Here is a 14,899-nt window from a genome sequence, read left to right on the forward strand (position 1 = left end):
GCGACGCTAGGATAGAACCATTCATTGTCTCTTCCGCGCAGCGGCTTGCCACGGCCACGATGGCCGGGTTGTCACTCCCAGCAGGATGCCCGCATGTTTACCGTTCTTCACGCCAATCACCTCGAGGACCTTCGCGATCTGGCCCTCAAGGTGATCAAGGCCGCGCCTCAGCCTCCGCTGGTGCCGGAAACCTTCCTCGTCCAGTCCAACGGCATGGCCCAGTGGCTGAGATTGTCATTGGCCGAGGCCGATGGCATTGCCGCCTCGGTGGATTTCCCACTGCCCTCGAGCTTCGTGTGGCGTGCCTATCGCGGGGTGTTGGGCAGCGTGCTGGGCGACGAGATTCCGGAGCTGTCGCCCTTCGACAAGGGCCCGCTTGCCTGGCGTCTGCTGCGCCTGCTGCCGGGGCTGCTGGCCGATGAATCCCGGGCCGAATGCTATGCGCCGCTCAGGGATTACCTGTGTCGCGACGAGCGTGGCCAGTTGATCGAGGCGGTCGGTGAGGATGCACTGCCAGCGCTGCCCGAAGGCCCGGAGGCTGAGCGTCAGCAGTGGCAGCTGGCCTGCCAGCTGGCGGACCTGTTCGATCAGTACCTCAACTATCGCCCCGAGTGGGTGCGCAGTTGGGAGAGCGGGCTCGAAGACGACAACTTCCGGGATGCCTTCGCGCGCCAGCAGGCCGCAAGCGAGCTGCCGGCCAATCTGCTGCCCGACAACCTGCCGGACAGCCAGCAGTGGCAGCCGGCATTGTGGCGCGCGGTGCTGGCCGATGCGCCCTCCAGCAGCCGCCAGCATCACCGCGCCGCCCTGCATGGTCGCTTCGTCGCGGCGGCGCGCGCGCTGGAGACACTGCCCTCGACCCGTCGTCATCCGCTGCCGCCACGCCTGTTCGTGTTCGGAATCTCGGCGTTGCCGGGCCAGACACTGGATGCGCTGCATGCGCTGTCCGGGGTGATGGACATCTACCTGATGATCACCAATCCCTGCCGCCATTACTGGGGTGATATCGTCTCCGACCGCGAAGCCGTGCGGCGCAGTTCGCGAGCAGACAGCCAGCGCATGGACAGCGAGCGCCTCGCGCAACAGCGTGCCCGTCACCCCGAGGCGCCGGCGCTGATCGGGCTGGCGGAGGAGGAGTTGCACCTCAAGGCCAACCCGCTGCTGGCAGGGCTTGGCGCACAGGGGCGTGACTTCATCGTCAGCCTGTATGAATTCGAGAGTGCGCTGTCGGGGCGCGACAGCGGCTTCGATCTCGAGCTGGACGTCTTCGTGCCGCGCATCAGCGAGGACACGCCACCCGAGCAGGCACCGCTGCTGCTGCAGATCCAGGACGAGATCCTCGAGCTGGTCCATCCCGGCGAGCGTGCGCTGGCCGAGGGCAGTCCGCGGGCACTTGCGGCCGATGACGATTCCATCAGCCTGGTCAGCGCCCACTCGGCGCTGCGCGAGGTCGAGATTCTCCACGACCGTCTGCTGGCGGCCTTCGAGCGGGCCCATGACGCCGAGAAACGTGGCGAGGGCGAGCCGCTGCGGCCGCGCGACATCCTGGTGATGGTGCCGGATATCGACCGATATGCTCCCTATATCGAGGCGGTGTTCGGTCAGCTGCCGCCGGGCAATCCGCGCCATATTCCCTTCACCATCGCCGACCGTGTGGCCAGTCAGGCCAATCCGCTGCTCGGGCTGGTGCTGATGCTGCTGGAACTGCCGGAGCGCCGCCTCGGGGTCAGCGAGGTACTCGATGCGCTGGATGTCGCCGCCTTCCGACGTCGTTTCGCCATCGAGGAGGGTGAGCTCGAGCGTCTGCGGCGCTGGCTGGCCGACAGCGGCGTGCGCTGGGGGCTCTCCGGTGAGCATCGGGAGCAGCTCGGCTTCATGCCCCTCGATGAGAACAGCTGGCGCTTCGGGCTCGAGCGCATGCTGCTGGGCTACGCCACCGGGGCCCCGGCGGCCGGATCCCCGGCGGCCGGCGATCCGGCGCAGGGGGGACTTGGGGATGGGCAGAATGGCGTTCCGATTGACGACATGATGGACGGCCTTGTCGACATGAACGGCCTGAGTTTCGATGGCGTGGTGCCCTTCGATGAAGTGGCCGGTCTCGAGGCCGAGCTGGCAGGCAAGGTCGGCGAGCTGATCGAGAGTCTGGATCGCTGGCGCCGCTGGCTGGATACCTCGCGCACGCCAGCGGATTGGGCCACCACGCTGCAGCGGCTGTGGGAGGAGAGCCTCAGCCCGGACAGCGCCGAGGAATTCGACATTCTGGCGCGCCTGCAGGCGGCGCTGTCACGCCTCGACAAGGGCTGGCAGCAGGCCGGTTTCGAGGGCTGCCTGTCGCTCAAGGTGGTACGCGAGGCACTGCGCGGCGAGCTGGACAGCGGCGGTCTCGCTCAGCGCTTCCTCGCCGGGCGCGTCAACTTCGCCACCCTGATGCCGATGCGTGCGATTCCCTTCCGCGAAGTGCACCTGCTGGGCATGAACGATGGCGACTACCCGCGGGTGCGCATGCCGCAGGATTTCGACCTGATGGCCAGCCGCCCGCAGGCGGGGGACCGCTCGCGGCGCGACGATGATCGCTACCTGTTCCTTGAGGCGCTGCTGGCGGCGCGGGATCGCCTGTCGATCTCGTGGGTCGGCCGCGACCAGCGCGACAATGGCGAGCGGCCGCCCTCGGTGCTGGTCGGCGAATTGCTCGACTACATCGAACTGGGCTGGGAGCCCGAGCAGCTGCACTCCGCCAAGCGCTCGCGGGAGGCGGCACTGCGTGAACGCCTGATCACCGAACACCCGCTGCAGCCGTTCTCGCGGCGCTATTTCCATGCCTGCCAGGCGGCGGTCGTCGATCTGTTCAGCTATGACGCCAGCTGGTCGAGCCTGTATCGCGCGACAGATCAGGCTCAAGTGACTGAAAAAGATCCGGAAAAGCCAAGCGAGGCCAAGGCGGGTTCGGCGACAACGACTGCCTTGAAGCAGCTGGTGGAGCAGGCGCCGGAGTCCCACCTGCGCCTCGGTGCCGATTCGCTGGCGCGCTTCCTGCGCCGCCCCTGGCAGCTGGGGCTGGACCGCGTCGGCGTGCGCTTCCGCGATGCCGAGGTGCCGGATGAAGACAACGAACCTTTCGCCCCCGACGGTCTGGAGAACTTCACCCTGACCCGCGAGTTGCTGGACGCCGCGCTTGCCGGGCAGTCATTGCCGCTGGCCGCCGAACGTCTGCGCCGGGCCGGGCGGCTGCCGGCGCTGGGCTTTGCCGATGCCTTGATCGAACCGCGTCTCAAGCGCCTCGATCAGCAGTTGGCCAGCTGGCGTGACCAGCTCAGCGATGCCATCTCGCTGCCGCCGCGCACCCTCGAGGTACCGCTGATCATGCAGGATGAGGGCGGCGAGATGCTGCGCGTGACCCTCACCACGCGTCTGATCAGCCGTCAGCAGCTGCGCGATGACGCCGAGGGCGAGAGCCGCCTGCTGGCCACGCTGGAGGCGACCCACTTCGGCACCCTTAAGCCCGGCAAGGAAGGGCGCTACAAGAAGCTTGGCAAGCCGCATCGTCTGCTGGCCGGCTACCTCGAGTGGCTGATGGCCAATGCGCGCCCCGGCCTCGGGGAGCTGGCGGGTAATCAGGGCGCAAGCCGTGAAGGCTATCAGTGGCTTGCGGTGTTCGAGGACCGCTGGCTGCTGTTCCCCGCGCTGCGCATCGAGCAGGCCGAGGCCGCGCTGCGCCATCTCGTCAAGGCCTATGCCCAGGGCTGGCAGGCGCCGCTGGCGGCCGCCCTGGAACTGGCGACCACCCTCTGGGAGGTGGTCGGCGAGGAGGATCGCAATGCCCTGTTCGGTGCGCTCAAGGCGCAGGCCGCTGACGGCAGCGCAAATCTTGAGACGGCGCTGGCCGCCATTCACAAGTCCTGGCTTGCCGACAGTCTGATGCGCGCCATGGAAACCCGCTTCAGCGAAGACATCTTCAAGGGCCCCCAGGCGCTCAGGCGTCAGGAAGGTGCACTGGGCGAGCTGTGGCCGGAGTTCGAGGCCTTTGCACAGGCCGGCGGCGTGCTCAACAGCGTGCAGCTCTACCAGCCACTGATCGAGAGCATGATCGGCGTGCGGCAGGGCATACTCGGCGAACGCGCGGTGGAGCTTGCCACCGGGAAGGCGGCGTCATGAGCGATACCAGAGTGGAAGGCATGCGCGGTGTGCAGAGCGTCATGGCTCGGGACAAGGAAGCGGCAATGTGTGACGAGATGGATCAGAGCCAGCAGGGTCAGGCCCTCGATATTCCGACGCTGCCCCTGCTCGGTCAGCATCTGATCGAGGCGAGTGCCGGCACCGGCAAGACCTTCACCCTCGCCGCGCTCTACGTGCGGCTGGTGCTCGGGCCCTTGCCCGGCCAGGACGCGGGCGTCTGCTATCCGCGCCCGCTGACGCCGCCAGAGATTCTGGTGGTGACCTTCACTGAAGCCGCCACCGCCGAGCTTAGAGACCGCATTCGGGCGCGCCTCAAGCAGGCACGAGAGGCGCTGCTGGAGCGTGCCAGTCCTGATCCGGTGCTGGCCGAGTTGCTCGCGCCGCTGCTGACATCCTCATCTGCCGAGGACGCATCGCGTCTCAAGGCCGCGGCGGCACGGCGCCTCGATCAGGCCGCGCGCCTGATGGATGACGCCGCCATCTTTACCATCCATGGCTTCTGCCAGCGCATGCTCAGCCGGCATGCCTTCGATGCCGGTGGACGCTTCGGCGCCGAGCTATTGCAGGACGGCCAGTCGCTGCTGGCGCGCTGCGTCGAGGATTACTGGCGCTGCGAGTTCTATCCGCTGGCCCGCGAGTGGCAGGCCTTGATCCGTGGCCGCTGGGCCGGCCCCGACGCCTTGGGAGAGGAGCTGCGCGGCCTGCTGCGGGATGGCACGCCACGCCCGCTGTACCGCGACGGCGAATGTCTTGAGGCCCCGCATGACCTGAGCGAGCTGCTCGGCAATGCCGAACAGTGGCGTCAGCAGCAGGAGGCCGCCCGTCGCGCCGTCGAGGAAAGCTTCGATGAGCCGGCCATCCGCGCGGTAATGGGCGAGGCCTTCGCCAGCAAGGCGCTCAACGGCAACAGCTACAAGGAGGCCGAACTCGAGCCCCGTCTGGCGGCGACGGCCGCCTGGCTGGCCAGCGGCGAGCACGACTTCGCCGCCGACATGCTCGACAGCAAGAAGCTGTGCTGGCTGAGTCAGGCCAAGCTCGAGAAGGGCACCAAGAAGAACTGCCAGACGCCGCGTCATCCCTTCTTCGCGGCGCTGGACATGCTGGCCGAGGTGCCCGCCCCGGACGCCGTACTGTTGGATCAGGTCGCCGTGCATGCGCGTGACAGCGTCGCCCGTGCCCTGATCTGCGAGAAGCGCCGCCTCGGGCTGTGGGAATTCTCGGACCTGCTCAATGATCTCGATCACGCGCTGGACCCGTCGCTCAATGGCGAGGCCAGCCAGCGTCTGGCGCGCCAGATCCGTCAGGAACTGCCGGTGGCGATGATCGATGAATTCCAGGACACCGACCCGGTCCAGTACCGCATCTTCCGGCGCATCTATCCGCAGACGGCGGGCGATGGCCCGACCGACAACGATGCCTTCAGCAGTGATGTCGGCAACGATGCTGGCGAGGCGTCCAGCACGCTGTTGATGATCGGTGACCCCAAGCAGGCCATCTATGCCTTCCGCGGCGCCGATATCGACACCTATCTGGCGGCGCGCAAGGTCACCCCCTCGCGCTTCACCCTGCCGCGCAACTTCCGCTCCAGCGCCGCGATGGTGTCCGCGGTGAATGCCCTGTTCGCCCAGCATCCCGCGCCCTTCGGCAGTGAGGACATTCCCTTCCAGCCGGTCGAGGCCCAGGGCACGCGCACCCGGCTGGTACTGCGTCATCCGGATGGCCGCGAAAAGGCCGCCTGCGCGCTGAACCTGTGGTGGGCCAGCGGTGAGCGTCTGAGCGCCGATGACCACCGCCGCGCCATGAGTGAGGCCTGTCGCGCCCAGATCCAGGCCCTGCTGGAAGGACAGCAGCGTCTGGCGGCGGGCAAGCCGGGGCTGGTGTTCATGGATGCAGGGGATGCGACGCCACGTGGCGTAGCTGCCAGCGATATCGCCGTGCTGGTGCGCAACGGTCGCGAGGCAGCCGCGGTGCGTGGGGCGCTTGCCGAAGGCGGCATCCGCAGCGTCTATCTGAGCGAGAAGAGCTCGGTGTTCGATACACCGGAGGCCTTCGAGCTGCTGCAGTTGTTCGAGGCCGTGGCCCATCCGCGGGATGACCGTCGCCTGCGCGCGGCGCTGGCGACGCGGCTGCTGGCAGAGGATCTCTCGCTGGTCGAACGCCTCGCGGTGGATGAGCTGGCCTGGGAGCGTGAAGTCGAGCGCTTCGATGGCTATCACCGCGACTGGCAGCGGCGCGGCGTGCTGCCGATGCTGCGCGGCGTGATGCGCGACTTCCGGGTCGGTGAGCGGTTGGCGGCGCGCGCCGGGGGCGAGCGCGCCCTGACGGACGTGCTGCACCTTGGCGAACTGGCCCAGAATGCTGCCCAGCGCCTCGATGGCGAGCAGGCGTTGCTGCGCTGGTGGCATCAGGCGCTGGAATCGGGCCATGAAGCGCTGGACAGCGACAGCCTCAGCCAGCGGCTGGAAAGTGATGAGGGGCTGGTGCGCGTCGTCACCATCCACAAGTCCAAGGGGCTTGAGTATCCCATCGTGCTGCTGCCGTTCATGGCCAGCTTCCGCGCGGCCGAGCCGGACAAGACCTTTGGTCTGCTGAATCTCAAGCAGCGCTGGCTGGCTTCGGCTGACGGGGGAGGCGAGGACCAGGAAGGTGATGACCAAGGAGGTGATGACGAGGAAGTCTCTGCTCGGAGAGCCGATCAGGAGGATGACGCTCTCGATGACAGCATCCTGGTCAAGAAGCCCTCGAAGGAGGCCATCGCGGCGGCCGATCATGCGCGCCTGATGGAAGACGTGCGTCTGCTCTATGTGGCGCTGACGCGTCCCAAGTACGCCTGCTGGCTGGGACTGGCGCCGATCGGCAAGGGCGGTTTCAGCAAGCAGCTGAGTCTGCCGGCGACGGCCATCGGCTATCTGCTCGGCCTGAGCGAAGACCCGAACGTCGAGGCCAGTGGCGTCGAGGCCGCGTTGCACGGCTGGTGTGATCAGCAGCCGAGTGGGCTTGCCAGTGTCGCCGGTCTGCCGGGGATTCCCGGCCACGAGTATCAGCCACCGGCGGAGCGTGACCAGCACTTCCACGGCGCGCGCCACTTCGCGGGCGGCATCGAGGATGACTGGTGGATCGCCTCCTACACCGCCTTGCTCACCGATGCCCGTCAGGTGACGGCGGCGCTGGAAGACACCGCCGATGCCGCGGATGACCGCGTGCCCGAGGGCGCCACCGAGATCGCGCTGGAAGAAGGCGAGCAGGGGCTGACGCGTCCGGACCGCGAGGTGACGGGCCAGTCAGGCCCGCTGCTGGCCGGCGGCCTGCCGATGACGGTGGGCGAGATCCATCTGCATGACTTCCCGCGCGGACCGCGCCCGGGGACCTTCCTGCATGGTCTGCTGGAAGCGGTGGATCTTGATCGCCTCGGCGCGGATGACTATCGCGGCGAGCTTGAGCGGCTGGTGGGCTCGCGGCTGCATTTCGGTGGCTTCGATGCCAGCTGGCAGCCGCGCCTCACCGACTGGCTGGAGCAGGCGCTGACCCGCCCGCTGCAGGGCTTCGAGGGCGAGCCGATTCTGCTCAATCGACTCGAGGCCTGGCAGCCGGAGCTGGAATTCTGGCTGCCCGCTGTCCATGCACGCAGTCTGCCGCTGGATGCCGTGGTCACCGCGCTGGAGCCGTTGCCGCGCTCGCGGCCCAGACTCGCGCCACGCCGCATGCACGGCATGCTCAAGGGCTTCATCGATCTGACCTTCCAGTCCGGCGGACGCTGGTACGTGCTGGACTGGAAATCCAACTATCTGGGCGAGCGCCCCGAGGATTATCTTGGCGAGTCGCTGGCGCGTGCGATGGTCGAGCACCGCTACGACCTGCAATACGTGCTCTACACCCTCGCGCTGCATCGTCTGCTCAAGGCGCGTCTCGGCGACGACTACGATTACGAACGCTGCATGGGCGGGGTGCTGTATGTCTTCCTGCGCGGCCTGGATGCCGGCGGTGATTCACCCGCGCTTGCGGTGGACGCCCAAGGGGAGACGCCCGGCCTGCCCTTTGAAAGGACAGCGACGCCCGGCGTCTTCCAGCGCCGGCCATCACAGGCGCTGATCGAGGCGCTGGATCTCTGGCTGGGTGGCGACAGCTCCGCCCTGGACAGCCTGCTCCTCAACACCACCGACACCACGCCACTCACGCAAAGCGGCCAGCAGGGGGCCTTCGATGTCTGACGTCATGCCCGTGGAAACCCGGCGAAGCGCTGCTTCCTCCGATCAATTGCTCGCCACGCTCGGCCTGTGGGTCGAGCTGGGCTGGCTCAGGCGCGTCGATGCCCATCTGGTGCGCTTCATGGCACGTCATGTGCCGGAGGCCCCGGCCAGCGTGCTGCTGGCGGCTGCGCTGGCCAGCCACCAGCTGGGGCGCGGACATGTGTGCCTGTCGCTGTCGCGGGCGCTGGCCGAACCACGCGCGACCCTGTCGCTGCCACCGCTGGAGCAGTCCGAGGCGCACCTGGCCGAGGTCAGCGTGGCTCTGCCGGAGGCCTTTCTGGCGGATCTCGATGCCACTCGCTGGGCCGAACAGCTGGCGTCATCACGGCTGGTCAGCGTGCTGGCCCAGGCCGATGCCCCGGCGGGCCATCTGTCGCTGCGCCCGCTGGTGCTGGTGGGCGATCGTCTCTATCTGCGCCGGTACTGGCAGGCCGAGCGGGAAGTCGCCGCGGGACTGCGTGCGCGGATGGGCCCGAGCGAGGAGGGAGAGACGCGGGTCAGCGATGCGCTGGGTGAGCGCCTGCGCGAGTTGTTCGCCGGCAATCAGCCGGACCCCCACGGCGAGCCGGACTGGCAGAAGCTGGCCTGCGCCCTGGCGCTGCGTCAGCGCCTGACGGTGATCTCCGGCGGCCCCGGTACCGGCAAGACCACCACCGTCACGCGCCTGTTGGCGCTGTTGCAGGCACAGGCGCTGGCGGGTGGCGCTGACGGTGGCGAGGGCGAGGGCGAGGGCGAGACGCAAGGCGCTGAGACAGGCCATCCCCACGAGCGGCGAGCGCTGGATATCCGCCTGGTCGCCCCGACCGGCAAGGCGGCGGCGCGGCTGTCGGAGTCGATCCGCGGCGCGGTGGCGAAGCTCGAGGTGCCGGACGCGGTTCGCGCCGCCATCCCGCGCGAGGCAAGCACCGTGCACCGCCTGCTGGGCGCGCGTCCGGATTCTCGCCACTTCCGTCATCACGCCGGCAACCCGCTGGCGCTGGATCTGCTGGTGGTGGATGAAGCCTCGATGGTCGATCTCGACCTGATGGCGGCGCTGCTTGGCGCGCTGCCCGCTCACGCCCGCCTGATCCTGCTCGGCGACAAGGACCAGCTGGCCTCGGTGGAGGCCGGCGCCGTGCTGGGCGATCTCTGCGAGCACGCGCTGCCGCCGCGTTACTCACCGGCGCTGTGTGATGACCTCGCCCGTCTGACCGGCGAAACGCTGGAGCAGGCCATCGCCGTGCCTGATGACCAGGACCCGGAGGAGACCTCAGCGACACGCGGCCGACTCGCCGATCACGTGGTGGTGCTGCAGAAGAGCTATCGCTTCTCCGCCGACAGTGGCATCGGCGCCCTGGCACGTGCCAGCAACGCCGGGGATCGTCAGGCGCTGCGCACCGCCTGGAAGACAGGCTACAGCGATATCGCCTGGCTCAAGCTCAGTGGACCGGAAGACCGCGATCTGGAAAGGCTGGTGATCAATGGCTATCGCCCGGCGCTGGAGGCCGTGCGTGAGCGGCGCCCGGCGCGTGAGGTGATCGACCTGCTGCTCGAGTTCCAGCTGCTGTGCGCGCTGCGCCGTGGCCCCTACGGCGTCGATGGCCTCAACCAGCGCGTGGCGCGGGTGCTGATGCGACGTGGACTGATCATTGAGGAGCGCGGCTGGTACGCCGGGCGTCCGGTGATGGTGACGCGCAACGACCGCGCGCTGGGGCTCTACAACGGCGATGTCGGCATCACCCTGCCGGACCCCGCCGCCGGGGGGCGTTTGCGCGTGTTCTTTCCGGTCGAGGAGGAGGCGACGCCAGACACCGAGCGTGATGGGCAGGACACCGACATCCAGCGCTTCCACCGTGGCGTACGCGCGGTATTGCCGTCACGCCTCGAGGCGGTGGAGACGGTCTTCGCGATGACGGTCCACAAGTCGCAGGGTTCCGAGTTCCGCCATGTGGTATTCGTGTTGCCTGAAGGCGCCAACCCGATTCTGACCCGCGAGCTGGTCTACACCGGCATCACGCGGGCCAAATCGCGGGTCACGCTGGCGGGCACCCGCCGTGAGACGCTGGAAGGTGCCATTGAACGACGCGTGGTGAGAGCCAGCGGGCTGGTGCTCTAGGCCGGACGCCGACGGATGATCGTCATCTCCGGCTCCGCCACGCTCGACGGGAGGAGGGGACATGACGGATGTCAGCAGTCACGTGAAGGAAAGGGCGCAGCCACAGAGCGAGATGCATGCCGTGCCGCTGGCCACGGCGGCCAGCCAGCTCAAGGACCCACTGGCCGCGGTGGCTGAGCTTGCCCGAACGTTTGATCTGGCGCTGGGAAGTCGTGAGCGGCTCGGCGGGGTGCTGTTCTTCTGCTCGGCGGATTATCCGCTGGCGGCACTCGGTCAGGCGTTGGCCGCCACCTTCGGCGAGGTACCGGTCAGCGGTTGTACCACCGCCGGCGAGATCACGCCCGAGGGCTATGCGCGCGGCTCCATTACCGCCATCGGCCTGGCGCGCAGTGACTTCGCGCTGGCACAGGTGCTGATCGATGACCTGGACGGCTTCGATCTTCCGCGTGCCCAGGCGCTGAGTGATGGCCTGCTGGCGCGCTGTCGCGAGCAGGCCGTGGCACCGGTGATGGGCAACAGCTTCGCGCTGACGCTGCTCGATGGCCTGTCGAGCAGCGAGGAGCAGGTCCTGGCGACGCTGGATGCGGCGCTGGGCAGCATTCCCGCCTTCGGAGGTTCCGCCGGGGATGACAATCGCCTGTCACATACCTATGTCTACGCCGAGGGCGTCTTCCATGATCAGGCGGCGGTCGTGGTGGTGGTCAACACGCGGCTGCCCTTCGAGGTCATCAGCACCCATCACCTCACGCCGCTGGCCGACAAGCTGGTAGTGACGGCGGTGGAGCGTGATTCACGCCGCGTGTTGGAGCTGAATGCCGTACCCGCCGCCGAGGAGTACGCCCGGCTGGCCGGCGTCGCGCCCGAGGCGCTGGATGAGGTGGTCTTCGCGCGTTGTCCGCTGGCGGTGCGCATCGGCGAGGCGCATTACGTGCGCTCCATCCAGCGCGTGAATGATGATGCCAGCCTGAGTTTCTACTGTGCGGTGGAGATCGGCATCGTGCTCACCGCCATGCAGGCCACGCCGATTCTCGAGCAGCTCGAGCAGTGCCTGAGCGCGGTGGAGTCACGTCTGGGGGCGCCTGCGCTGACCATTGGCTGCGACTGCTTCCTGCGACGCATGGAGATCGAGGCACTGGGGCTGGAGGATGAGGCCTCACGGATGCTCAGGCGGCATCGGGTGATCGGCTTCAATACCTACGGTGAGCAGCACCGCGGCATGCACATCAACCAGACCTTCACCGGCGTGGTGATCGGCCAGCGCCGCTTGGTTGTCGACGGCATGGGAGGAGAGGATGGCGCCTGATACGCCGCTGACAGATTCCCGAAAGGACGCCCTGAGCGCCGAACTCGCCGCCCTCAAGGCGCGCAATCGCCAGCTGGAGAAGATCAATGCCGCACTGATCGAGCGGGTCGAATCCAGCAGTCCTTCACCGAGCGCGCCCTACGCCGCCTTCGAGCATGCGGTACTGCTGGCGGATCAGGTGCGCGAGCGCACCGATGCCCTGCATCGCACCCTCGATGAGCTGGGAGCGCTCAATCGACGCCTCACCGCCGCCAAGGCCGCCGCCGAGGCGGCCAATCACTCCAAGACCCGCTTTCTCGCCGCCATCAGCCATGACCTGCTGCAACCCCTGAATGCCGCCCGGTTGTTCACAAGCACCCTGGAAGAGCAACTGGTGAGGCTGGAGATGAACCAATCCCTGCAGAGCGATGCCACTTCGGGTGACGCTTCGCCCGGCGAGCTGGTGGCGCGGCTGGGGCGCTCGCTGTCAGATGTTGAGAGTCTGCTGGGCACGCTGGTCGATATCTCGCGGCTGGATGCCGGCGTGCTGACGGCGGATGTCGCCGTCTTCCCGGTGCGTGAGCTTCTGGATGTGCTCGCCGAGGAATATCGCCAGCTGGGTGCCGCCCGTGGGCTCAAGCTGCATTACGTGGCCAGTCATCTGAGTATCGAGTCGGACCTGCAATTGCTGGCGCGAGTGGTGCGCAACTTCCTGAGCAATGCGCTGCGCCATGTGCCGGATGGCCGGGCACGCGGGCGGGTGCTGCTGGGGTGTCGGCGTCGCGATGACTGGCTGGAGATCACCGTGGCCGACAACGGCCCCGGCATCGCCGAGCATCAGCGCGAGGTGGTCTTCCAGGAATTCCGACGTCTGGCGCCGCGCCGGGACAACGAGCAGCGCGGCCTCGGGCTGGGGCTGGCGATCGTCAAGCGCATCACCGGCCTGCTGGAGCACCCCCTGTCGCTGACCAGCACGCCGGGGCGCGGCGCCGCCTTCGCGGTGCGCGTGCCGATTCGTCAGCCTGCCAGTGTGGAGGGCTCGGCGGCTGACGCCTCTTCTCCCGGCCAGCCTTGCGCGTCACCGCTCGCGCAGCCGCTACTCGATACCGTTATCTGGGTGGTCGAGGATGATCGAGAGGTATGCGCCGGCATGCAGTCATTGCTCGGGGGCTGGGGCGCGAGTGTTTACTGCGCCGAGGATGCCGAGGTGCTGTTGCAGCAGGCCGTGGCCGCGCCGCAGGTCTTGATCGTCGATCATCAGCTCGGCGAAGGGCAGCCCGATGGCCTCAAGCAGGCGCAACGTCTGCGACAACGCTGGCCGGGCTTGCCGGTGGTGGTGATCAGCGCGGATCACTCGGCACCGCTCAAGGCCAGGGCGCGTGCGCTCGGTTTCGGTTTTCTGCTCAAGCCGGTCAAGCCGCTGCGTCTGCGCCAGTTGCTGGTCAATTGTCGCTAGCCGCTCACGGAAGTGCTGTAAGAAGCGCTGCAAGAGATGCTGTAAAGGGGAAGGGAAGAGAGCGCTGGAAAGAAATTGAGGGGGCACAAGAAGGGGCTGGAAGGGAGCGCTGAGAAAGGCAATGGCAAATAAACGTCCGTCACAGGGCGATTGAAAGTGCCTATCGGATATCACGCTTGTTTTTAATGAGAATCAATGGCGTTTGGGGTGTATGCTTGTCACATAGCCTCCCGCATATTTCCTTATCTGTTCGCGGGTCATTGATCTGGCAGGTTTTCCCCCCATGCTGAATGTCATGTCCGATAAATCCGTACGTCATGCCGCAAGCGTGTCACTGGGCAGCGATGGCGACGCCTCTGCTGCCGGTGGTGCGCGCACAGCTCCCCCTGTCCGTGTCGCTGGCCGCCTGCGCCGCGCCTTGCCATTCCTCGGCCCGGCGATGATCGCTGCCGTCGCCTATATCGACCCGGGCAACTTCGCGACCAATCTCGAGGCCGGTTCCCGTTATGGCTACGCCCTGTTGTGGGTGGTGCTGTGGGCCAATCTGATGGCGATGTTGATCCAGACCCTGTCGGCGCGGCTGGGGCTGGCGACCGGCAAGAATCTGGCCGAGGTCATCCGTGAACGCTTCCCGCGTCCGGTGGTATGGGCCTTCTGGGTGCAGGCGGAGATCGTCGCCATCGCGACCGATCTGGCTGAATTCCTGGGGGCGGCGCTGGCCTTCAATCTGCTGTTCGGGCTCAGCATGCTGGAAGGGGCGCTGCTGACCGGCGCCATCACCTATGCGGTACTGGTGATGCAGCGTTTCGGCTTCCGCATGATGGAAATGATCATCGGCGCGATGATACTGGCGGTCTCGGCGGGCTTCCTGCTCGAGATCATCCTCAGCCGACCGCCGGTGGAGCCGATCATCCATGGCCTGTTGTCCCCGGACTTTCCGGATAGCCACGCCATCTTCCTGGCGGCCGGCATTCTCGGTGCCACCGTGATGCCCCATGTCATCTACCTGCATTCCGCGCTGTCCCAGAATCGCATCCGGGTGCGTGACAGCGGGCAGCGTCGTCGCGTGATGGGCTACTACCGTCTGGATGTCATCCTCGGCATGGCGCTGGCGGGGCTGATCAACATGGCGATGCTGGTGCTGGCCGCCAAGGTCTTCCATGGCAACGGCGAGACCGGCGTGGCCTCCATCACCGAAAGCTACAAGCTGCTGTCACCGCTGATGGGGCAGGATGCGGCGAGTCTCATCTTCGGATTCACGCTGCTGCTGGCGGGGCTGTCCTCCTCCATCGTCGGCACCCTGTCCGGTCAGGTGGTGATGCAGGGCTTCGTCAACTTCCGCATACCGATGTGGCTGCGCCGCGTGATCACCATGGCGCCGGCCATCGCCATCATCCTGATGGAGTTGCCGGAGCAGCAGGTGCTGGTCGCAAGCCAGGTGGTACTCAGCTTCGGGATTCCCTTCGCGCTGGTGCCGCTGTTGATGTTCACCGCCAATCGCCGCCTGATGGGAGACCTGGTCAACCGTCACTGGGTGACGGCCATCGGGGTGCTGGTCGCGGCGATCATCATCCTGCTCAATGGCTATGTGCTGGTCGGCGAGCTGATGTAGGGCCTATGTTCCAGGCTCTATGTCCCAAGCCCTA

At 67.2% G+C, this 14,899-nt stretch carries 6 protein-coding genes; all 6 read left to right on the forward strand.

Features of this window, described 5'->3' with window-relative positions; translation table 11 throughout:
* The first annotated feature begins 93 nt into the window (after nt 1-93).
* Nucleotides 94-4,152 carry an exonuclease V subunit gamma gene (locus FLM52_02485; protein NVN54672.1) on the forward strand — a complete coding sequence of 1,353 codons (4,059 nt, stop codon included), beginning with the start codon at nt 94-96 and terminating at the stop codon, nt 4,150-4,152.
* Nucleotides 4,149-8,381: an AAA family ATPase gene (locus tag FLM52_02490; GenBank protein NVN54673.1), complete on the forward strand. Its 4,233-nt coding sequence runs from the start codon at nt 4,149-4,151 to the stop codon at nt 8,379-8,381. Before FLM52_02485 ends, FLM52_02490 begins: the two co-directional genes overlap by 4 nt.
* Nucleotides 8,374-10,515 (forward strand): exodeoxyribonuclease V subunit alpha, encoded by a 2,142-nt coding sequence (gene recD, locus FLM52_02495; GenBank protein ID NVN54674.1) that lies wholly within the window; start codon nt 8,374-8,376, stop codon nt 10,513-10,515. Before FLM52_02490 ends, recD begins: the two co-directional genes overlap by 8 nt.
* Nucleotides 10,516-10,627: 112 nt before the next feature.
* Entirely contained in the window at nt 10,628-11,818 is a 1,191-nt protein-coding gene (locus FLM52_02500) for a GfdT protein (protein ID NVN54675.1), read from the forward strand.
* Complete coding sequence (locus FLM52_02505; protein ID NVN54676.1) at nt 11,808-13,253, forward strand: hybrid sensor histidine kinase/response regulator; 1,446 nt, start codon at nt 11,808-11,810, stop codon at nt 13,251-13,253. The genes FLM52_02500 and FLM52_02505 overlap by 11 nt, the downstream gene beginning before the upstream one ends.
* A gap of 295 nt (nt 13,254-13,548) precedes the next feature.
* Nucleotides 13,549-14,865, forward strand: a complete 1,317-nt coding sequence (locus tag FLM52_02510) for a divalent metal cation transporter (GenBank protein ID NVN54677.1) — start codon at nt 13,549-13,551, stop codon at nt 14,863-14,865.
* Nucleotides 14,866-14,899 lie beyond the last annotated feature (34 nt).

This window comes from bacterium Scap17, from assembly GCA_013376735.1.
In the GTDB taxonomy this organism is placed as follows: Bacteria; Pseudomonadota; Gammaproteobacteria; order Pseudomonadales; family Halomonadaceae; genus Cobetia.